Genomic DNA, 19,348 nt, shown 5'->3' with positions numbered 1-19,348 from the left:
ATGGAGGGGGAAATCGATGGTGCACAACATGATTCTTCAGGCGAAGTCGAGACTACTGGTGGCGGTGGTCGCGGACGATGGAATGTCCACAGCCGAATACGCGATCGGTACCATCGCCGCGGCAGCATTCGGAGCGGTTCTGTATACGGTCGTGACCGGAGATTCGATCGTGGGAGCGTTGACCGGAATAATCGACCGAGCGCTCAATACCGCTGTGTAGCGGACGATGGCGCTGTGACGGTGGAGGCTGCGATTGCGATTGCCTCCATCGTCGCGGTCGTCGTCACGTGCATCGGCGCGGTCATGGCGGTGTCGATGCATATCCGTTGCGTCGACGGGGCTCGCGAAGCCGCGAGATCCGTTGCGCGTGGGGGAGAAGTATCGGATGCGGTGATACCGGATGGTGCTGTGGTGACGTTATCGGAAGATGGCGGCTTCGTCACTGCGAGAGTGCAATCGGCCACTGCCCTACCCGGTCTGACGGTGAGCGCGGAAGCAGTCGCCGCAGTCGAGCCGGAATGACTGCTCACGACGACGACGGTTACGCGACGATTTTGGCTGCCTTCGCACTGGCGGCGTTGTTGGTCGTGGTGATAGCTGTCGTCCATGTGGGTTCGGCGGTGAGCAGCCGTCATCGCGCTCAGTCTGCTGCGGATCTGTCGGCGCTCGCGGCCGCCGGCGCGCTCGATCGAGGTGTGGCCGATGCCTGTTCGGCAGGCGAGTTGGTCGTGAACAGGATGGGCGGCGACATGATCGGGTGTGTTGTCGAGGACTGGGATGTCGTGGTGGAGGTCTCGATCAGCGTTGAACTGGGGGTCTTCGGCCAGCGCGATGCGGTGGCGTCGGCGAGGGCGGGGCCGGCCTGATCTCTTTGGCGCAAACGCACGTGCATGTGCGTTGGGGTGGCAGCTACCCGCCGCGCCGCATGATGCCATCGAGCATGTCGCCGATGCCACCGTCGTCGGCCCGAACTCCGGTGCGGGCGACGAATGTCGTTTTGGTCGTTGCCACCGGTTCGCCGAATTGGTCGGTCATGTCGTTGGCCGTCACCATGATGTCGCTACCGCTCGATTGGCGGAATGATTCGAGGCACAAGTCGCTAGAGATGATGTCGCCGACCCCGATCGGCCGGTGAAGAACGATCTGTTGGTCGGAGTGCAGAATGTCGCCCAGTCCGTAGCCGATGAGTAGGTTGGCGAAGAGTTCGGGCAGAACCGCGGTACCGAGGACACTGATGAACGTGACCGGGGCGATGATTCCGCCGTGGCCCAGTTCCCGGCCGGTCTCGTCGTCGACATGCGCGGGGTGATCGTCATGGACGGCCCGCGCGAATTCCTTGATCTTTTCGCGTCCGATCTCGTACACGAAGCTCACGAGATGGTGAGCGCCGACCATGTCCCAGATGGGGTTTGGAGCAGGTATGTCGGTATCGCGGAATGACAACGTCGACATGAGCACCTCTGTTCTTCGCGGGACAGGGCTAGTTCACCAGCTTCGGGGAGGGTTCGCAGCGGGGAACGGTGAACTTTCTACTTTCTACAATGGATGCCGCGACTTGCTGTGTTCGGTCATGGTTCAAGCCACCCGGTCAGTGTTCGTTGACGGTAGAAGGTAACTACCCGCGCACGCGGGGCGTGACCGCATCCAGCACGGCCTGCAGCACGATGACGGCACCGGCCTTGTCCAGCGGATCGTTGCCGTTCCCGCACTTCGGCGACTGCACACACGACGGGCATCCCGTCGGACACTCGCAGGAAGTGATCGCCTCCTTTGTCGCATCGAGCCAATCCACGATCGCGCGGTGGCCACGGTCGGCGAACCCAGCGCCGCCGTCGTAGCCGTCGTAGACGAACACCGTCGGAAGCCCGGTGTCGGGATGGAGTGCTGTCGACACCCCTCCGATGTCCCAGCGGTCACACGTGGCCACGAGAGGGAGCAGTCCGATGGCCGCGTGCTCGGCGGCATGAAGCGAACCGGGGAAGCGCTCGGCAGGTATTCCTTTTTCTACCAACAGCTCCGGGGTGATCGTGTACATGACGGCGCGGGTATCGAGGGTTTGCTGCGGCATGTCGAGTTCGATGGAATCGAGGATTTCGCCGGAGTGCAGTCTTCTCAGATAGCCGACGACCTGATGGGTGACGTTCACCTGGACCAGTGCGACGGTTACGTCGCCGAGGGCTCGCTGCGAATGTACGGCGGTGACCGCGATGTCGGTGGTTTCGCGAGCAGAGGTGTGCCAGTCCGGGTGCTCGGCGTGGACCAGCGCGATACCGTCCTCCAGATTCAACTCGTCTACGACGAACGATTCGCCCTGGTGAATGTGTACTGCCCCGGGATGGACTGTGGCAGGAGCTTTTCCAGAATCCACGGTCCCGAGCATGCGCCCGGATTCACCGTCGACGATGGCCACCTGAGTTCCGGACCCGCCGCGAATGTTCACCGATGCGTGCGGCGTGTGTTTCTGGCCCTCGGGGGTGATGAACCATCCGTGTGGGCGTTTGCGGACGAGTCCGTCGGCGGCGAGAGTTTCCAACACCTGTTCTGCTCCCAGTTCGGCGGCCTCGCCGGGGGTGATCGGTAATTCGGCAGCAGCGCACAGCATTTGAGGGCCGAGTAGGTAGGGATTGGTGGGATCGGTGACCGTCGCTTCGATCGGCTTGTCCAACAATGCAGCAGGGTGATGAACGAGGAAGGTGTCGAGTGGATCGTCCCGGGCGACGAGTGCGACGAGTGATCCCTCTCCGCGTCGCCCCGACCGACCTGCCTGTTGCCAGAACGACGAGACGGTTCCGGGGAAGCCCGCGACAACGACAGCATCGAGACCCGCTATGTCGACGCCCAATTCGAGTGCGTTCGTTGTCGCTACGCCGAGGAGGGTGCCGTCGGAGAGATTCCTTTCGAGCGTTCGACGGTCCTCGGCGAGATATCCGGCCCGGTAGGCGGCTACGCGTCCCGGTAAGTCGCGGTCGACGTCGGCGAGAAGACGCTGCGTTCCGAGTGCGGTTACCTCGGCGCCGCGTCGTGAGCGCACGAATGTCAGTGTGCGGGCGCCTTCCACCATCAGGTCGGCCATGATTCTGGACGCCTCGGCTCCGGCCGATCGTCGGACGGGCGCGCCGTTCTCCCCGGTGATCTCTTTCAGTAGCGGAGGTTCCCACAGCGCGACGGTTCTAGGGCCGTGCGGGGAGCCGTCCTCGGTCACCTCGGTGCAGGACTCGCCGACAAGCCTGGACGCGGCGAGTCCGGGGTTGGAGGTGGTTGCGCTTGCGAGGACGAACGTCGGTGCCGCACCGTAACGGGCGCAGATGCGTCGCAGGCGCCTCATGATCAACGCCACATTGGATCCGAATACACCTCGGTAGTAGTGACACTCGTCGATGACGACGTATCTGAGGTTCCTCAAGAACCGTGCCCAGCGTTCGTGCGCGCCGAGGATTCCGATGTGGATCATGTCCGGATTGGTGAATATCCATCGAGCATTGGCTCGCGCCCACTGTCTGATCTCGATCGGGGTGTCGCCGTCGTACGAGCTCGCGAACACCTCGGCCAGTTGCGGTGCATCGCCGCGCAACTCGTCGGTCATCGACAGGGTGTTCCGGAGTTGGTCGGCTCCGAGCGCCTTCGTCGGAGCGAGGTAGAGCGCGGTCGCGCGGGCGTCGCTTGAAAGGGTCGTGAGGATCGGCATCTGGTATGCCAGTGACTTTCCCGAGGCGGTTCCAGTTGACAGGACAACGTGATGACCGTCGTGGGCGAGCGACGCCGCCCGTGCTTGGTGGCTCCACGGCCGGGCTATGCCGCGGGAGACGAGCATTGTCGTAACTTCAGGCTTCAACCACGTTGGCCAGTCGACGAATTGGGCGTTCCTTCCCGGGAGCTCCGCGACGTGGGTCAATGGATGCTCACCCGTCGGGGTGCCCGCCAGGACTCGATCCAGCAGCAATCTGCCGAAACTGGACGACGGACCCGCTTTCGTTGGATCTGGTTGAGTCACTGATGCTCTCCATTGTTTCGGCCGTGTCATCGCGGCATTGCCGCCCACGCGACCTGCGGTTTTCATGCTATCGGTCGAACGGATAACGCCGCCCGGAGCCCCCACATCGGCCCTGGTGAGGGGCCTGAAACGATGCAACGGACGTTCTCTGAACGGTCAAGATCAACAAATTGTGCGAAAAGTGAGTTTTTCGACTGTTGCAATCGCTCGAGTCGTGGTTGACTTGAGCTGGTCGCAGCTTCTGTGTTCGTAATCACGCCCGCAGGATCTACTGTTGCGAGCGGTGTGCTTTTGGAGCGTTTCCTGAAGGGGTCTTCGTCGGCAGTCACTGTCCGACTTGGGTTCCGCCTGAGGGGGAATTCAGGAAGTACAACGGTCGGAATCGGCCCGGTGGGCTGTAAGTGCTGCCCACCGAATCCGGTGTTAGAAAGAGAAGGAAAAGCATGGCACAGGGATCTGTGAAGTGGTTCAACGCCGAAAAAGGCTTTGGATTTATCGCACCAGAAGACGGCTCCGCTGACGTTTTCGTACATTACTCCGAGATTCAGGGCAGCGGATTCCGCACCCTCGAGGAGAACCAGCGCGTCGAGTTCGAGGTTGGCCAGGGCACCAAGGGTCCTCAGGCAACCGGAGTTCGCGCGGTCTGATCGAGTAACCGCTCACCTTCGCGGTGAGTCGAATCGATACGTACTTCATCCCCCTTTCGCGTTCGGGTTTCTCGATCACGAAAGGGGGATGAGTCGTATCCGGGTTCGGTCGCCCGAAACACGTGCGTCGGGCGCGCCCGATCTCGCGTAGATGTCCTACTGTCCACACTGTGAACCAGTTGTCCTTTTTCTCCGCCGAGTCGTTGCCGCCTTCGGTGACCGACTTGAGTGGGCTGCTGGCGTCGACCGGGCAGGTGGTGCTCTCGGCGGCAGGAGCCCGGATTTCCGTCGTCGTCGATCAGGCTTGGCGGGCGGAGGCGATTTCGGATTTGATCGCCGACTGCGGACTTGTGGCTGATGTCGGCCGCTCCGACGAAGGTCGACCGCTCGTGCGGACCGCAGTGGTCGCCGAACTGTCTGCCCTTGCCTCTCTGTGGACGAAGGGCGCGGTGAAGTTCATGCCGCCAGGTTGGGTCCCGGGTGCTCGTGAACTGAGAGCGTGGGTGCTCGCTGCGGGTAGGCCGGAAGTCGAGGGTCAGCGGTATGTTCTCGGGCTCGATCCGCACGCACCGGAAACCCACGCCCCGTTGGCGCAGGCACTGATGCGTGCTGGGATAGCGCCCACTTTGATCGGCACACGCGGCTCCATGCCCGCGCTGCGAATAACGGGCCGCAGACGGCTGTTGCGCCTGGTGGAGAACGTCGGACCCGCGCCCGAAAACGAGGACGCGCGTACCAGTTGGCCCACCGCGGAGTAAGTAGATATGTAAACGATCTGCGAGTATTCGGTCGACATATGCCACTCTGTAACCAAGTGGACCGGCAAAAATGTCGGATTCACCGCGTATGAAGGACCTGCAGAGCGGTACTTCGACCAGGACAACGACGGAAGGTTCGGCAGCAAGGTGGCAGCACGGAATAACGGCACGGGGGATACCACCGGCGGGTCCGCTGAGCCGCGCCGCCTTGTCATCGTCGAGTCCCCGACCAAGGCCAAGAAAATCGCTCCGTACCTCGGGAAGAACTACGTCGTCGAGGCCTCGGTCGGTCATATTCGCGACCTTCCTCGCGGTGCAGCCGACGTCCCGGCCAAGTACAAAGGTGAGCCCTGGGCGCGCCTCGGCGTCGACGTCGACCACGATTTCGAAGCTCTCTACGTCGTGTCGCCCGAGAAGAAGGGCAAGGTCGCAGAGCTCAAGAGCCTGCTGAAAGACGCCGACGAACTCTTCCTCGCCACTGACCCCGACCGTGAGGGTGAGGCCATCGCTTGGCACCTCCTCGAGACCCTGAACCCCAAGATCCCTGTTCGACGCATGGTTTTCCACGAGATCACCAAGCCGGCCATCCTTGCGGCGGCCGCCGATACGCGTGAGCTCGATCAGGACCTCGTCGACGCGCAGGAAACCCGGCGCATCCTGGACCGTCTCTATGGCTACGAGGTCAGTCCGGTGCTGTGGAAGAAGGTCATGCCGAAGTTGTCGGCGGGCCGCGTTCAGTCCGTCGCCACGCGAATCATCGTCCAGCGTGAACGCGAACGGATGGCGTTCCGAAGCGCTGAATACTGGGATATCTCTGCCACCCTCGATGCGGGCGCAGAGGCATCGCCCCGCAGTTTCGGGGCGCGTCTGGTCAACGTCGACGGCTCCCGTGTTGCCTCGGGCCGCGATTTCGGTGCCGACGGCAAGCTGAAATCCGACGGCGTCACCGTCATCGACGAACCGCGCGCCCGAAGGCTGGCCGAGGCGCTCGAAGGCGTCGACCTCACCGTCGCCTCTGCCGAAGACAAGCCGTACACCCGCAAGCCGTACCCGCCGTTCATGACTTCGACGCTGCAGCAGGAAGCGGGTCGCAAGCTGCGGTTCACCTCCGAGCGCACCATGCGCGTCGCGCAGCGGTTGTACGAAAACGGCTACATCACCTACATGCGTACCGACTCGACCACGCTGTCCGAGTCGGCCATCTCGGCTGCACGCTCCCAGGCAACGGAGCTGTACGGCCCCGAGTACGTGCATCCGACGCCTCGGCAATACACGCGCAAGGTCAAGAACGCGCAGGAGGCTCACGAGGCCATCAGGCCTGCCGGTGACGTCTTTCAGACCCCGGGCCAGCTCCATTCCGCGCTGCAGACCGACGAGTACCGCCTTTACGAGCTCATTTGGCAGCGAACCGTCGCCTCTCAGATGGCAGACCTGCGCGGCACGACGTTGACGCTGCGCATCACCGGCACGGCAGGCACCGGAGAAGACTGCACGTTCTCGGCTTCAGGTCGCACCATTACCTTTGCCGGGTTCCTGAAGGCCTACGTCGAGAGCGTCGACGACGAAGCGGGCGGTCAGTCCGACGACGCCGAGTCGCGTCTTCCTGCATTGAAGGCAGGCGCAGCCGTCACGGCCACCAAGCTCGATCCGGACGGCCACACGACCAACCCGCCCGCCCGCTACACCGAGGCCTCGCTCATCAAGACCCTCGAAGAGCTGGGTATCGGGCGGCCGTCGACGTACTCGTCGATCATCAAGACCATCCTCGACCGCGGATACGTCTACAAACGCGGTAGCGCGCTGGTGCCGTCATGGGTCGCGTTCTCGGTGGTCGCTTTGCTGGAAGCTCACTTCGGCCGCCTCGTCGACTTCGACTTCACAGCCGGAATGGAAGATGATCTCGACGCCATCGCCGGTGGTCGGGAGCGCCGAGGTGATTGGCTGCAGAGCTTCTACTTCGGTGGCGACACCGGCGCCGAGGGCTCGGTTGCGCGCTCTGGTGGCCTGAAGAAAATGGTCGGCACCAATCTCGAAGATATCGACGCACGCACCATCAACTCGATCCGACTGTTCGACGACGACCAGGGCCGCGAGATCCATGTCCGCGTCGGCCGCTACGGTCCGTACCTCGAGCGGATGGTCAAGAACGACGACGATCCCGACGGCGATCCGATCAGTCAGCGTGCCAACTTGCCCGATGATCTCCCGCCGGACGAGTTGACGATCGAATTCGCCGAGAAGCTGTTCGCGACGCCGCAGGAAGGCCGCAAGCTCGGAGCCGACCCGCTGACCGGTCACGACATCGTCGCCAAGGAAGGCCGATTCGGCCCGTACGTCACCGAAATCCTGCCGGAGCCGGAGCCTGCTCCGACTCCGCCCGAGCCGGACATCGTGCCGATCCCGCAGGACAACGACGGTGGCGGCGGTGGTACCAGAACAGCAGTCAAGACCGCTGCGAAGAAAGCGCCTGCCAAGAAGGCTGCGAAAAAGGCAACCGGGCCGAAGCCTCGGACCGGTTCGCTGCTGAAGTCGATGGACCTCGCGACCATCACCCTCGAAGATGCGCTCAAGCTGCTGTCGCTGCCGCGCGTCGTCGGTGTCGATCCGGAGTCGAAGGATGAGATCACCGCGCAGAACGGCCGCTACGGCCCGTACCTGAAAAAGGGCACGGACTCTCGCTCGCTCACCGACGAAGAGCAGCTGTTCACCGTCACTTTGGAAGACGCACTCAAGATCTACGCCGAACCTAAGCGTCGCGGGCGCCAGGGAGAGGCCAAGCCGCCGCTGCGCGAGCTCGGCGTCGACCCGATCAGTGAAACGCCGATGGTGATCAAGGACGGCCGCTTCGGTCCGTATGTCACCGACGGTGAAACCAACGCCAGCCTGCGCAAGGATGACGACGTCGCTACCATCACCGACGACCGTGCGTCGGAGCTGTTGGCCGATCGGCGTGCTCGCGGTCCGGTGAAGAAAAAGGCAACCAAGAAGGCCGTCACGAAGAAGGCGACCGCGACGAAAACTGCCACCAAGAAGGCTCCAGCGAAGAAAGCTGCAGCCAAGAAGACGGCCGCCAAGAAGACCCCGGCCAAGAAGGCTCCGGCTAAGAAAGCTGCTTCCGCGAAGAAGGCTCCAGAGGCTTAGTCTGCATGTCGCTTGAATGGTCCATTCATGTTGTCTGGCAGCATGAATGGACCATTCAAGCCGTCTAGCCTTTGCGATGGCCCATTCATGCGGGTCGGGGGCGGGCCGGACCGGGCCGGGCGGGCTGAAATCCTACTGAATTTCGGGAACCGTCCGGACGCTGGCCGCGTCCAAGTTCAAGTGGGGAAGAAAATTGCAGCACTGGTCCTGTGCTTGCTCGTTCTGAGCGGGTGCAGCAAGACCGTGCAAGGAAAAGCTGTCGTCGAAGACAACTGGCGGGGACAAGGTACGACGCCGTCGGCAACCTCGTCGTCGCCTCGGTCGCCATGGCCCCGGACATCGAGCTCACGGCCGTTGCCGTCGCCGTCAAAACCCGCGGTCTTCGATCCGTGTGGATTCGATGACATCGCGCTGACCATCTATGCGGGTGTCGATCCCGAGACGAAGACGGCATCAGCGGATGGTGACGGATGCACGTGGACGGGGGACGGCCGCGTCTTCACGGCGGCATTCAACGATGGTGTGTACACGGAATCGCCTGCGACGACGCCGGGCGTAAGCGGTCTCACCGAATTCGATGCAGGCGGACAGCCGATTCGGATGTTCGTGCTCAATGGAAAATCGTGCGTGACGTTGCCGGAGATCGATGGCAGGACAGTGCAGTTCACCATGACAGATGACGAGTTCAGCTCCTTCTGCATAAGCCTCCAGGTAGCAACAACCCTCCTGCTGGAGGATTCCTGAGATGCGGTCGATCACACTCGTCGCGGTTCTGGCATGCGCACTGGCCGTTGGATGTTCGACGAGTGCCGGCGGCACCGCGACCGCAGACCATGAGGAGTCACCACGACTGCTTCTACATCCGCCGAAACGGAGGCGGCATTCGATCCGTGCGGCTTGCCCACGGACCTGATCGGCAATCTCGGGCTCGGCGGCGTCTCCCCCACTCCCATCGCGGGAAGTGGTGGTTGCATCTGGGGCAGCGCCACATTCGGGGTCGGCGTGATGCTGGTGCAGGACACGTCGTTCGTCGATGACCCGGCCACCAATCCTGATGTGACCGCACTGGAGATGCTCTCGTTCGAGGACTACACGACCTACATGTTCGTGCTGTACGAGGACACCTATACAACGCAGACGATGACCGTAGACGGCGCCGTTGTACTCAACGTCACGGTCGTCGGCACCAACTCCATGGAATCGGAACGACAATCACTGGTGGATACGTTCTACACGTTTGCGCCGTACTTGCCGCCACCTCGATGACCGCTACCTGAGTCACTGCTACCTCCGTAACCGACAGCGTCGTACCCGGCGGCTAGGCTGCGTACCCATGGCTGGAGTATTCGATCGGCTGATCGGCCAAGAAACCGTCGAGGCGGAACTGACGAACGCTGCTGTCGGCGCTCGCACAGGGGACCCAGGCTCGGCGATGACGCACGCTTGGTTGTTCACCGGACCGCCTGGATCCGGACGTTCCATTGCTGCACTATGTTTCGCGGCCGCGCTCCAGTGCACCACGGAGGGTGTGCCCGGGTGCGGGCACTGCCATGCGTGCACCACGACGATGGCGGGTACTCACGGCGATGTCCGACGCATCATCCCGCAGGGGCTGAGCATCAGCGTCAAGGAAATGCGTGAGATCGTGCAGATCGCGGCGCGACGGCCGAGCACCGGAAAGTGGCAGATCGTCGTCATCGAGGACGCCGATCGCCTGTCGGAGGCTGCAGCGAACGCCCTCCTGAAGGTGGTCGAGGAGCCGCCGGCACGGACGGTGATGTTGCTGTGTGCGCCGTCGACCGATCCCGAGGACATGTCGGTGACGCTTCGGTCCAGGTGCCGCCACGTACATCTTGTGACGCCCACATCGGCAGCCATCGCCCAGGTATTGCAGACGCGCGACAAGCTCGACGAGAAGACGGCCGAGTGGGCGGCGTCCATCAGCGGCGGTCACGTGGGGCGTGCGCGCAGGTTGGCGACGGATGAGGATGCGAGGGCACGGCGTAAGCGTGCGCTCGGGTTGGCGTCGGCCGCGGCCCGGCCCAATCAGGCGTACCTCGCCGCCGAGGAGATGGTGAAGGCCGCCGAGACCGAGGCCGCCGAGATCAGTGCGGCGCTCGACGGCGTCGAAATGGATGAACTACGCACAGCCCTCGGTGCCGGTGGTACGGGTAAGGGTGCTGCAGGGGCTCTACGCGGATCCGCCGGTGTGCTCAAAGAGTTGGAGGCGCGGCAGAAGTCGCGGCGTACTCGCAATCTGCGAGATTCTTTCGACCGTGCCTTGATCGACCTCGCTGGTCTGTACCGAGACGCACTGGCCAGGTCCTATGGGTCGACGGCCGTGCTCAATCACCCCGACATGGCCGAGCAGATCGAGCGGATGGCCAAAGGGGCGTCGCCCGAGGCATTGTTGAAAAGCATCGAGGCGATTCTCGTGTGCCGTGAGGCGTTGGCGCTGAACTCGAAGCCGAAGTTCGCTGTGTACGCGATGGTGGCCCAGTTGGGTGCGGCGCTGCGCTGATGCTCTGTTTTCGGCCCCGGCCTCCGGCATGAATGGACCCTTGTAGCCGTCTAGCCTTTGCGATGGCGCATTCATGCCGATTCAGGGGGTCGAGCTAGCCGGATTTCCGACGCGCTCGGGACGCGCGCAGGTTCGCGCTGTTGCCGCACGTCTTGACGTCATGCCAGACGCCGCTGTTGTTGCGTGAGCGGTCTCGATGTTCCGAAGAACAACCCTCGTAATGTGGCGAAGGCTATTGCCGACGCGGTGGAATCGGATGCCAGCGAGGTGCTCGCCGACGACGTGACCAGGTACTTCAAGTCGGTGCTCGCCGGTCCCGTCGAAGGTCTTGCCATTCCTGCCTGATAGCTGCCGGTAGGCGATTTTCGTTTCAGTGGGATGCTCCGTTAGACTCAGCCACGCCGAAAGGCACGCCGCCTTAGCTCAGTCGGTAGAGCATTTCACTCGTAATGAAAAGGTCAAGAGTTCGATTCTCTTAGGCGGCTCCACGCAATACCATCGCAGAAGCCCTTCCCCGCTGTACACGGGAAGGGCTTCTGCGGTGCGGAGCAGGTAGATCACTCCCTGGTGCACAGCCCCTCGATCTTCAGCATCTCTTCAGGCACTTCTCTATACCGTCCCGTGTTGTGAGTAACGCAACGAGGCCCGACGCAACGGCGACAGAGCGAGCGCTGCTGAGCAAGGTCCCCGAAATTACGCTGTGGTTCTGGTTGATCAAGATTCTGTGCACCACAGTCGGTGAGAGTTTCGCCGACTGGATCAATATGACGCTGGGTGTAGGGCTCCATACGACGGCGGGGATCTTCACTGTGATTCTCGCGGCGGTGCTTGTCGTTCAGATTCGTCTGCCGCGGTACGTTCCGTTCGCCTATTGGCTGACCGTAGTCGTACTCAGTGTCACGGGCACGCTGTACACGGACATTCTCACCGACAGTCAGGGCGTGCCCCTCGCGGTCAGCACAGCCGTGTTCGCGGTAGTGCTGGCTGGTGTATTCGGGGCGTGGTTCGCGCGGGAGCGCACGTTGTCCATTCACAGCATCGTGACCGTTCCGCGTGAGTTGTTCTACTGGCTCGCAATTCTGGTGACCTTCGCGCTGGGCACCGCCGCCGGTGACTGGACCTCGAGCATCACCGGTTGGGGCCCTGGCATTGCGGTACTACTGCCCGCGGCCCTGATTGTCGCGATCGTGATCGGTTGGCGTTTGGGAGCAAACGCGGTGCTCTCGTTCTGGCTCGCGTACATCCTCACGCGCCCATTGGGAGCCAATCTGGGGGACTGGTTCGCCCTCCCAACTTCCGAGCACGGTCTCGGCATCGGGACGGCTATCACCAGTGTGATCTTTCTCGTCGCGATCCTCGTAACGGTGGCGTACCTGACAGTTACGCGGCGGGACGTGATCGACGTGAACAACAGCATTCCCCGCGTATCGCAACCGGCGGACAAGCGCCGCGAGCGGGTGCTCCTCGGCTATCTGGCCGTTGTTGCCATCGGGGCCGGCGCCCTGTTGGGATGGGCTTCGTCGCAGCCGCATGCTGCACCCGCAACGGAGGAGGAGACCTCGGCGTCGACCGCGGTCACCGAACTCGCACCGGGACAAGCGATCGCGAACTTCCCTCCAGCGCAGATCGCCGAAATTCGAACAACAGTGGAAGACGGTTTGTCGGCAGTGCAAGCTGGGAACCAGAGCGATGCCGCGGCGCGGGCGACGGATCTCGAAACCGTCTGGGACACTGATCAATCGACCCTGCAGCCCCTCGACGACGCAGGGTGGACCGCACTCGATGTCCGCATCGACAAGGTGCTCAGCGCCGTACGGGGCACCAACCCTGATGCGGCCACGGAGACGGCCACTCTCACAGCCTTACTGGACGCCCTGAAATAGCCGGGCGCGTTTCTTCGAACATCGGGAACGGTCTTCAGCGTTCTTTCAGGAGAGATGTGATCGGATGCGCGAGTGACAGCCGGATGCTCCCGGCTGCCGTTTTCATGAGGAGACCACACCGTGAACATTTTCGAGGCGATTACGCTGGGGATCGTCGAGGGGTTGACCGAATTTCTACCAGTTTCGAGCACGGGCCATCTGACCATTGCCGAGAAGTTGATGGGCCTGCAGATCGACGACGCCTCGGTCACCGCGTTTACCGCCATCATTCAGACAGGCGCGATCGTTGCGGTGATCGTGTACTTCCGATCAGACATCGTCACCTTGTTCGCAGCATGGGTGCGTGGACTCCGATTGCGCTCGGCGCGTAGCGATCCCGACTACCGACTCGCATGGGTGGTGATCGTGGGATCGATCCCGATCGGCGTGGTTGGCTTCCTGGCCAAAGACTTCGTTTCCGGTTCGTTGCGAAGCTTGTGGGTTGTCGCGATCGCCTTGATCGGCTGGAGCGGTGTCATGTACCTGGCAGAGCGTGTCGCGACGCAACGGCGCACCGACCGCGAGATGACGGTTCGCGACGCCATCGTGGTCGGCGTCCTGCAGTGTGTGGCCCTGATTCCCGGCGTGTCACGTTCAGGTGCGACCATCAGTGGCGGTTTGTTCGTCGGTCTCGACCGCGTCGCGGCCACTCGGTTGTCGTTCTTTCTGTCCATCCCCGCTCTCGTTGCAGCGGGTGGGTACGAGGCGGCCACCAGTGCCGGGGACATCTCGAACGGAGTGGGGTGGCCGGCCACCGCGGTCGCGACCATTGTGAGCTTGTTGGTTGCGTACGCCAGTATCGCGTGGCTGTTGAAGTTCGTCGCAGGCCACCCGATCACCTACTTCGTCGGTTACCGAGTGGCGCTGGGAATCATTTTGATCGCACTGCTGTCCACAGGAGTGCTCGCGTCCACCTGATCGTCGATCCACAGGAAACGGTGAAAGTTACTCACAGGCATGTAATTCACTGCCATGGCCCTCTACCTGCCGAAATGGTAGAGGAGCCGAAGTTCATCCACAGTCCATCCACAGGTTCAGCTCCATGGTCCTCGAGATTTCCACAGATCTATCCACAGCCTGTTGATACATACGTTCGAATCAGGCGAACGCGGCCTCGAACGCGTCGAGTGCGGCGTCGGGATCACTTGATGCCCAGCCTTCGAGACCGACGACGCCGGTGTAGCCGATGCGTCGCAACGCTGCCGCGACAGCGGGGTAGTTGATCTCGCCGGTGCCAGGCTCGCAACGGCCGGGCACGTCGGCAACCTGGATCTCACCGATGTGCGGAAGCGATTCCTCGAGCAGCGCAATCAGATTCCCTTCGCCGATCTGGGCGTGATAAAGATCGAGGTTCATCTTCAGGAACGGACTGTCGACGGCGCGCACGAGGGCGAGAGTGTCAGCAGCTTTGGCAAAGGGTGTCCGGGGATGGTCGACGGCGAGGTTGAGGTTCTCCAGAGTGAAGACCCGGCCCGCCCCTTCTCCCAGCGCGGCCATCTTCTTCAACGTCTCCACTGCCGTCAGCCACATCTCCCCAGTCACGACGTCCACCGGACGCACCGGCAACCCGTCGCCGTCGAGTCCGGTGCCGTGGAGGTTCAACCGTGGGCAGTCGAGTTTCTCTGCTACGAGCAGAGATTCGCGTGCGGTCTCGATCAGTTGTGCAATTCCATCGGCCTCGGTGAGGTTACCTTGGAGATAGCCCGTCATCGACGAGAACACCGCACCGCTGGTTGCCAGGTCGGCGATGTCCTTGGTGACCCAATTCCAGATCTCGACCTGCATTCCTCGCTCGGTGATTCGCTTGACTCGATCAATGAAAGGACGTTCTACAAAGAGCATTTCAGCGCTTGCGGCCAAGATCATCCGAGTCGCACCCCTGCTCCGGTTTCAACACTGCGGATGCAAGCGAGGGCAATCTCGAGTGCGTTCCGCGCGTCGCGTCCAGTAACCAAAGATTCTGTCCCGAAACGGATTGCGTCGACGAACGCGGTGAACTCGCCGATGTAGGCCGAACGCAGCAAGTCGGTGTCGCTTCGGGCGAAGTCCGCGTGCAGACCGGCAGCGTCGTACAACGTCATGTCGGTGCGGCGACCGTCGCCTGCGGTGACCATCCCGGCCGAGCCGAAAACTTCACCGCGCACGTCGTAGCCGTACAGCGCACTGAAATTGGCTTCGACGGTGGCGATTGCACCGTTGTCGAACTGCACGGTGACCACCGCCGTGTCCAGGTGGCCGCTGTCGCGAGCGTCGGGACGCACCAGGGCGTCGGCGATTGCTGTGACACGCACTGCGCGGGCCCCGGGGTTGAGGAACAGCACCGCATCGAAGTCGTGAATCAACGTCTCGAAGAAAATTGTCCAGGGTGGAATCCTCGAAGGATCGGCAGTAAAAGGACCGGGATCGCGGGTCAGCGACCTCAAAAGCTGTGGCTTCCCGATCTTTCCGTCATCGATGGCAGCGCGGGCCGCAACGAAGCCCGGTGCGAAACGTCGATTGAAGCCGACCTGCAGAACGACCCCGGCCTCGTCGGCCGCTGCGATCGCACGATCCGCATCATCGAGGGTGACGGCCATCGGTTTCTCGACGAAGATGTGTTTGCCCGCCGCTGCGGCCATGACTACCAGATCGGTGTGGCTGCGTGCGGGCGCCGCGATGACGACGGCGTCGATGGTGTCGTTACGCAGTGCCTCCTCGACGTCGGTGTACGCGGCGGTCACCTCGAGGCTGTCGGCGAGAAGCCTGGCCGCCCCTTCGACAGGGTCGATGACGGCGACCAACTCTGCGCCGGGGACCCGGCGGGCGATGATTTCGGCGTGATTCCTTCCGATTCGGCCTGCGCCGATCAGGGCCACATGAACGGTGGCGACAGTAAGTGACATGTGAATACTCCAGGGACGTAATCGCTGCTCGGGGACTACTAGTACGTTCTAGTTGAAGAACGCTAGAGGGCTTCGCGTGTTTGGTCAACTACCGTTCATGGGGAACGAGGGAGGAAACAACGGTGACGGACGTCGTACGCCCGACGATGGCAGACGTGGCTCGGCTCGCGGGCGTCTCGCCTGCCTTGGTCTCGATCGTGATGCGCGGAGTTCCCGGTGCGAGCGCGGACACGAGGACGCGAATCAAGTCCATCGCCGAGGGCATCGGCTACGTGCCCGACCGTCGTGCTCAGAAGTTGCGGCAAACCAGCTCGCGGCTTCTCGGTGTCATGTTCGACCTTCAGCAACCGTTCCACGGCGACCTCGTCGAGCACATCTATGAGGCGGCGAGCCGGCATGGTTACGACGTCATGCTGAGCGCTGTCGCGCCGTCCAGATCCGAGGGTAGTGCTGTGCAGGCGATTCTCCGCGAGCGTTGCGAAGCCGCAATCCTGATCGGATCCCGTTTGACTGCAGCGGAACTCGACAAACTCGCATCGAAGACGTCCGTGGTCGAAGTGCTTCGCTCCAGCAGTGTCGACAGCATCGGAGCCGTTCGAAGCGATGATGCGGCGGGAACGGAATCTGCGGTCGACCATCTCGTCGGGCTCGGGCACACTTCGATCGCGCACATCGACGGAGGTTTTTCTCCCGGTGCGGACGGCAGGCGCCGAGGCTTTCTCGATGCCATGCATCGCCATGGTCTCGACGCGCGAGTCACCCCGGGGGGAGTCACGGAAACCGATGGCGCCGAAGGGATGAAGTTGCTCCTGGCCACCGGTGTACGGCCGACCGCTGTGGTGGCGTTCAATGACAACTCGGCGACGGGTGTCCTCGATCATCTGATTCGGCGGGGCATCGACGTTCCGGGGGATATTTCGGTTGTCGGGTACGACGATTCGCGTCTTGCGCGCATCGCCCACATTCAGCTGACGTCGGTGTCTCAGGACGTGGAGGCGTTGGCGGATGCTGCGGTCGAGAACGCTCTGCGCCGGATTGCCGGCGAGGTGGCGTCCGAGGTCGTTCTGGCGCCCAATCTCGTTCTGAGGGCAACCAGCGGGCCTCCCGCCCCGTGAGTGTTTGGTGACACCAGAAGGGCAGGAAACGCGCACGGGCGGCGCAGCCGCACATCGAATACTCAGATCGACTCGGTACGGTAGTTGAAGTTGTAAGCGTCGGAGGGATGCCTATCCAGGGCTACCGGCGTTCGTGTCGGATGCCCGGACCATGACCGAGATTGACAGCGGCAGATACGGACTCGTCCTGTTCAGCAACAACGGTATAGACACCGTCGAACACGGTGATCGGAAGTTGGTTTTGAAGGAGTTCCGACGCGTTGTCGCCGACGACGGCGTCGTGGTGTTCTCGACGCTGAACAAGGACGGCCCGTCGTTCGGTGAGTCTCCGTTCCAGATCGCCCGGCCGACCGAGCATGTGTCGGTGTCTCCGCGTGCAGTGATCGAGTCTGTCGGACGCACGGTGCTCGATCCGTCATCGGCCGTGCGCCGCGTGAAGAACTGGCGGCAGAACAGGCGTCGAGAAGAAGATCACGGTGCTTGGGCAGTCGGTCCGTTGGCCGCGCACGATTTCGCCCCGGTCATGCATTTCACCTCGCTGCAGGGCCTCCGAACATTGACTCGGAACGCAGGCTTCGAGGTGACGGCCATTCATGGCGACGACGGAGCCTCGATCCCGCCCGAGGTGACGCAGTCGAGAGCCGATAATTTCACCGTGGTCGCCCGGCCCCGATAGTCCGTCAGAAACGACGTCGTAGCCGCATTCCGATGGGTCGGCCATCCGGGTCGACGAACAACCGGTAGGCCACGGCGGCCATCCGTTGCTGCCATTGCGGAGGCACTTCGATGTCGTGGCGGCGAAGTCGCCCGGGTGGTTTCGGCGACGCGGAAGGCGCGCGGTGCCATGCGTCGAGTCCTTCTGCGCCGGCCCTCACAGCATCGAAGAAGGATGCCGGATCGATCAGATCCTCGTCGTCGTCAGGAGCGCGATCGAGGTGTTCGCGCATCAACTCGAGACGCAGTTCACGCGCGAACACCCGAGCGCCGTCGCCGAGGCCTCCTGGATCGATCGGTGAGCGCGGGTCGCGTGCCTCGTCGACGATTGCTGCCGTCAACTCCGAGTCGTGCGTCCACGACCGCCGGTTGAAGTTGTCCGAACCGACGGCCGCCCACACGTCGTCGACGATGCAGACCTTGGAGTGGACGTACACCGGGACTCCACGGTCGTTCTCCAGATCGAGGACGAGAACGCGGTCACCGCCCGCAGCGCGGATGACATCGAGAGCTGCCGAGTGGCCGAGGAGCGCCGACGGGATGGTGATGGCGCTGTCGTCGTCGAGATGCTTCGGGACGACCACGACCAGACGCAGGTCGGGGGACCTGCGCAGGGCAGCGGCGAACACCCGAGCGACATCCACCGACCACAGGTACTGATCTTCGACGTAGACGATCCGTCGCGCTCGCCGCAGCACCTTCGCGTAGGCGCGGGCAGCACTGCGCTCACCCTTCGTCGCGAAGGGATATGCGGGCCGCCTGCGGGGGTAGGTCCGCAGCAGCTGCACTGCGCACGTGCCGATGGGTGCCGGCTCCTCGTGGCTCGGTGGGAGCTCCGACGGCTCTCTCGTCACGCCTCGAAGAATGTCGGGAATCGCGTGCCAGGGCAGCCTCGACAGGGCCGCCGGGTCCTCCCACCGTTCGCGGAAGACGTCCTCGACGTCCCGAACGGTGGGGCCTTCGAGCTGTACCTGCATGTCGTGCCAAGCGGGGATTTCACCGTATTCGGGCGGGAACGGCCTGCTCACCGGGTCGCCGAAGTGATCGGCGTCGTCTCGGCGGGCGCGCGCGAGATCGATGCCGCCGACGAACGCCAGATCGGGTCTTGTGCCCCTCCGGTAGCGAATGACGACGAACTTCTGATGGTGGCTGCCGAGGGCAAGTACCCGCTGATCGAGGATCACCTCGCCGCCCGCCTCTTCGAGCCGCATGGCCAGCTTCCGGTTCTTCGGACCGGTGAAACCAAAGGTTTCGATGTGCGACCGCCACACCATTCCCTTGACGATGCCGCCGCGTTTCGCGACGCCTGCGAGCGCATCTTCGACGGTGACATCATCGGTGAGCAGTTGCTCGGGGTCGCCTCGCCAGTCGGTGAACAGCACGAGATCGCCCTCGCCTGCCTCGGCGAGCGCGCGTGCCAGCGCATCGAAGTAGACCTTGCCGTGCACAAGGGACGTAACCCGGTTGCCTTCGGTCCAGGCAGCGATGCGGGTGTCGGGATTGCCGCGCTCCTCGGCGCTCAGGAACCAGGGGTGCGCGGAATCGAACCTCTGGACCTGCTCGTTCAGCGGCGCGCTGCTCCGCCCGAGACGCTCGGCGACTGCGTCGATCGTCTGGCGTAGCGGCAGCTTTATCACCTGCGAAATGATGTCAGAGG

19 protein-coding genes, 1 tRNA gene and 1 pseudogene are annotated in these 19,348 nt (G+C 62.9%); 15 read left to right on the top strand and 6 right to left on the bottom strand.

Annotated elements, in window-relative coordinates:
* Positions 1 to 16: 16 nt before the first annotated feature.
* The 3 genes from QMK17_RS09200 to QMK17_RS09190 are packed head-to-tail and all read left to right on the top strand — an operon-like array spanning position 17 to position 866.
* Positions 17 to 220 (top strand): DUF4244 domain-containing protein, encoded by a 204-nt coding sequence (locus tag QMK17_RS09200; RefSeq protein WP_283508429.1) that lies wholly within the window; start codon positions 17 to 19, stop codon positions 218 to 220.
* Between the two features lie 20 nt (positions 221 to 240).
* The gene (locus QMK17_RS09195) at positions 241 to 522 is read left to right on the top strand and encodes a TadE family type IV pilus minor pilin (RefSeq protein ID WP_283508476.1); all 282 of its coding nucleotides are present in this window, start codon (positions 241 to 243) and stop codon (positions 520 to 522) included.
* Positions 519 to 866: an Rv3654c family TadE-like protein gene (locus tag QMK17_RS09190; protein WP_283508427.1), complete on the top strand. Its 348-nt coding sequence runs from the start codon at positions 519 to 521 to the stop codon at positions 864 to 866. The genes QMK17_RS09195 and QMK17_RS09190 overlap by 4 nt, the downstream gene beginning before the upstream one ends.
* Positions 867 to 909: 43 nt before the next feature.
* On the opposite strand, the gene QMK17_RS09185 is transcribed toward QMK17_RS09190, so the two are convergent.
* Positions 910 to 1,452 carry an FAS1-like dehydratase domain-containing protein gene (locus tag QMK17_RS09185; protein ID WP_283508426.1) on the bottom strand — a complete coding sequence of 181 codons (543 nt, stop codon included), beginning with the start codon at positions 1,450 to 1,452 and terminating at the stop codon, positions 910 to 912.
* Between the two features lie 163 nt (positions 1,453 to 1,615).
* Positions 1,616 to 3,940 carry a DEAD/DEAH box helicase gene (locus QMK17_RS09180; protein ID WP_283508475.1) on the bottom strand — a complete coding sequence of 775 codons (2,325 nt, stop codon included), beginning with the start codon at positions 3,938 to 3,940 and terminating at the stop codon, positions 1,616 to 1,618.
* Between the two features lie 494 nt (positions 3,941 to 4,434).
* On the opposite strand from QMK17_RS09180, the gene QMK17_RS09175 reads away from it, so the two are divergent.
* The 6 genes from QMK17_RS09175 to QMK17_RS09150 all read left to right on the top strand — a co-directional run bounded on the left by QMK17_RS09175 (position 4,435) and on the right by QMK17_RS09150 (position 11,058).
* Positions 4,435 to 4,638, top strand: coding sequence for a cold-shock protein (locus QMK17_RS09175; protein WP_283508424.1), 204 nt, complete (start codon positions 4,435 to 4,437; stop codon positions 4,636 to 4,638).
* A 170-nt stretch (positions 4,639 to 4,808) separates the two neighbouring features.
* Entirely contained in the window at positions 4,809 to 5,396 is a 588-nt protein-coding gene (locus QMK17_RS09170; RefSeq protein ID WP_283508422.1) for a hypothetical protein, read from the top strand.
* Positions 5,397 to 5,543: 147 nt separating this feature from the next.
* On the top strand, positions 5,544 to 8,537 hold the full coding sequence (gene topA / locus QMK17_RS09165; protein WP_283508420.1) for a type I DNA topoisomerase: 2,994 nt from the start codon (positions 5,544 to 5,546) through the stop codon (positions 8,535 to 8,537).
* Positions 8,538 to 8,564: 27 nt separating this feature from the next.
* Positions 8,565 to 9,281, top strand: a complete 717-nt coding sequence (locus tag QMK17_RS09160) for a DUF3558 family protein (RefSeq protein ID WP_336620139.1) — start codon at positions 8,565 to 8,567, stop codon at positions 9,279 to 9,281.
* 153 nt (positions 9,282 to 9,434) lie between these two features.
* Positions 9,435 to 9,803: a hypothetical protein gene (locus QMK17_RS09155; protein WP_283508418.1), complete on the top strand. Its 369-nt coding sequence runs from the start codon at positions 9,435 to 9,437 to the stop codon at positions 9,801 to 9,803.
* Positions 9,804 to 9,870: 67 nt separating this feature from the next.
* Entirely contained in the window at positions 9,871 to 11,058 is a 1,188-nt protein-coding gene (locus QMK17_RS09150; protein WP_283508415.1) for a DNA polymerase III subunit delta', read from the top strand.
* A gap of 94 nt (positions 11,059 to 11,152) precedes the next feature.
* On the opposite strand, the pseudogene QMK17_RS09145 reads toward QMK17_RS09150, so the two are convergent.
* Positions 11,153 to 11,224, bottom strand: a pseudogene (locus tag QMK17_RS09145) (CGNR zinc finger domain-containing protein); the annotation flags it as partial.
* A 17-nt stretch (positions 11,225 to 11,241) separates the two neighbouring features.
* On the opposite strand from QMK17_RS09145, the gene QMK17_RS09140 reads away from it, so the two are divergent.
* The 4 genes from QMK17_RS09140 to QMK17_RS09125 all read left to right on the top strand — a co-directional run bounded on the left by QMK17_RS09140 (position 11,242) and on the right by QMK17_RS09125 (position 13,898).
* Positions 11,242 to 11,403: a hypothetical protein gene (locus QMK17_RS09140; protein WP_283508414.1), complete on the top strand. Its 162-nt coding sequence runs from the start codon at positions 11,242 to 11,244 to the stop codon at positions 11,401 to 11,403.
* A 67-nt stretch (positions 11,404 to 11,470) separates the two neighbouring features.
* Positions 11,471 to 11,546: transfer RNA gene (locus QMK17_RS09135), tRNA-Thr, on the top strand.
* 138 nt (positions 11,547 to 11,684) lie between these two features.
* The gene (locus tag QMK17_RS09130; RefSeq protein ID WP_283508412.1) at positions 11,685 to 12,941 is read left to right on the top strand and encodes a COG4705 family protein; all 1,257 of its coding nucleotides are present in this window, start codon (positions 11,685 to 11,687) and stop codon (positions 12,939 to 12,941) included.
* A gap of 120 nt (positions 12,942 to 13,061) precedes the next feature.
* Complete coding sequence (locus QMK17_RS09125; RefSeq protein WP_283508410.1) at positions 13,062 to 13,898, top strand: undecaprenyl-diphosphate phosphatase; 837 nt, start codon at positions 13,062 to 13,064, stop codon at positions 13,896 to 13,898.
* Positions 13,899 to 14,078: 180 nt separating this feature from the next.
* On the opposite strand, the gene QMK17_RS09120 is transcribed toward QMK17_RS09125, so the two are convergent.
* Together QMK17_RS09120 and QMK17_RS09115 are read right to left on the bottom strand one after the other, a co-directional pair.
* Entirely contained in the window at positions 14,079 to 14,846 is a 768-nt protein-coding gene (locus QMK17_RS09120; RefSeq protein WP_283508409.1) for a TIM barrel protein, read from the bottom strand.
* Complete coding sequence (locus QMK17_RS09115; RefSeq protein ID WP_283508408.1) at positions 14,843 to 15,862, bottom strand: Gfo/Idh/MocA family oxidoreductase; 1,020 nt, start codon at positions 15,860 to 15,862, stop codon at positions 14,843 to 14,845. The genes QMK17_RS09120 and QMK17_RS09115 overlap by 4 nt, the downstream gene beginning before the upstream one ends.
* A 146-nt stretch (positions 15,863 to 16,008) precedes the next feature.
* On the opposite strand from QMK17_RS09115, the gene QMK17_RS09110 reads away from it, so the two are divergent.
* Both QMK17_RS09110 and QMK17_RS09105 read left to right on the top strand, forming a co-directional pair.
* Positions 16,009 to 16,977: a LacI family DNA-binding transcriptional regulator gene (locus QMK17_RS09110; protein ID WP_283508474.1), complete on the top strand. Its 969-nt coding sequence runs from the start codon at positions 16,009 to 16,011 to the stop codon at positions 16,975 to 16,977.
* A 151-nt stretch (positions 16,978 to 17,128) separates the two neighbouring features.
* Entirely contained in the window at positions 17,129 to 17,653 is a 525-nt protein-coding gene (locus QMK17_RS09105; protein ID WP_283508406.1) for a hypothetical protein, read from the top strand.
* A 4-nt stretch (positions 17,654 to 17,657) separates the two neighbouring features.
* Here the strand turns inward: QMK17_RS09105 and QMK17_RS09100 are convergent, their stop codons facing one another.
* On the bottom strand, positions 17,658 to 19,328 hold the full coding sequence (locus QMK17_RS09100) for a phospholipase D family protein (protein WP_283508405.1): 1,671 nt from the start codon (positions 19,326 to 19,328) through the stop codon (positions 17,658 to 17,660).
* Positions 19,329 to 19,348: the final 20 nt, after the last annotated feature.

This window comes from Rhodococcus sp. G-MC3, assembly GCF_030063335.1.
Taxonomy (GTDB): Bacteria; Actinomycetota; Actinomycetes; order Mycobacteriales; family Mycobacteriaceae; genus Rhodococcoides.
This window is presented reverse-complemented; position numbering and strand designations above follow the sequence as displayed.

Coding starts and splice junctions, on each gene's coding strand:
- QMK17_RS09200 (WP_283508429.1), top strand. CDS start 17: ATGGTGCACAACATGATTCTTCAGGCGAAGTCGAGACTACTGGTGGCG.
- QMK17_RS09190 (WP_283508427.1), top strand. CDS start 519: ATGACTGCTCACGACGACGACGGTTACGCGACGATTTTGGCTGCCTTC.
- QMK17_RS09185 (WP_283508426.1), bottom strand. CDS start 1,452: ATGTCGACGTTGTCATTCCGCGATACCGACATACCTGCTCCAAACCCC.
- QMK17_RS09175 (WP_283508424.1), top strand. CDS start 4,435: ATGGCACAGGGATCTGTGAAGTGGTTCAACGCCGAAAAAGGCTTTGGA.
- QMK17_RS09160 (WP_336620139.1), top strand. CDS start 8,565: ATGTTGTCTGGCAGCATGAATGGACCATTCAAGCCGTCTAGCCTTTGC.
- QMK17_RS09150 (WP_283508415.1), top strand. CDS start 9,871: ATGGCTGGAGTATTCGATCGGCTGATCGGCCAAGAAACCGTCGAGGCG.
- QMK17_RS09120 (WP_283508409.1), bottom strand. CDS start 14,846: ATGATCTTGGCCGCAAGCGCTGAAATGCTCTTTGTAGAACGTCCTTTC.
- QMK17_RS09115 (WP_283508408.1), bottom strand. CDS start 15,862: ATGTCACTTACTGTCGCCACCGTTCATGTGGCCCTGATCGGCGCAGGC.
- QMK17_RS09110 (WP_283508474.1), top strand. CDS start 16,009: ATGGCAGACGTGGCTCGGCTCGCGGGCGTCTCGCCTGCCTTGGTCTCG.
- QMK17_RS09105 (WP_283508406.1), top strand. CDS start 17,129: ATGACCGAGATTGACAGCGGCAGATACGGACTCGTCCTGTTCAGCAAC.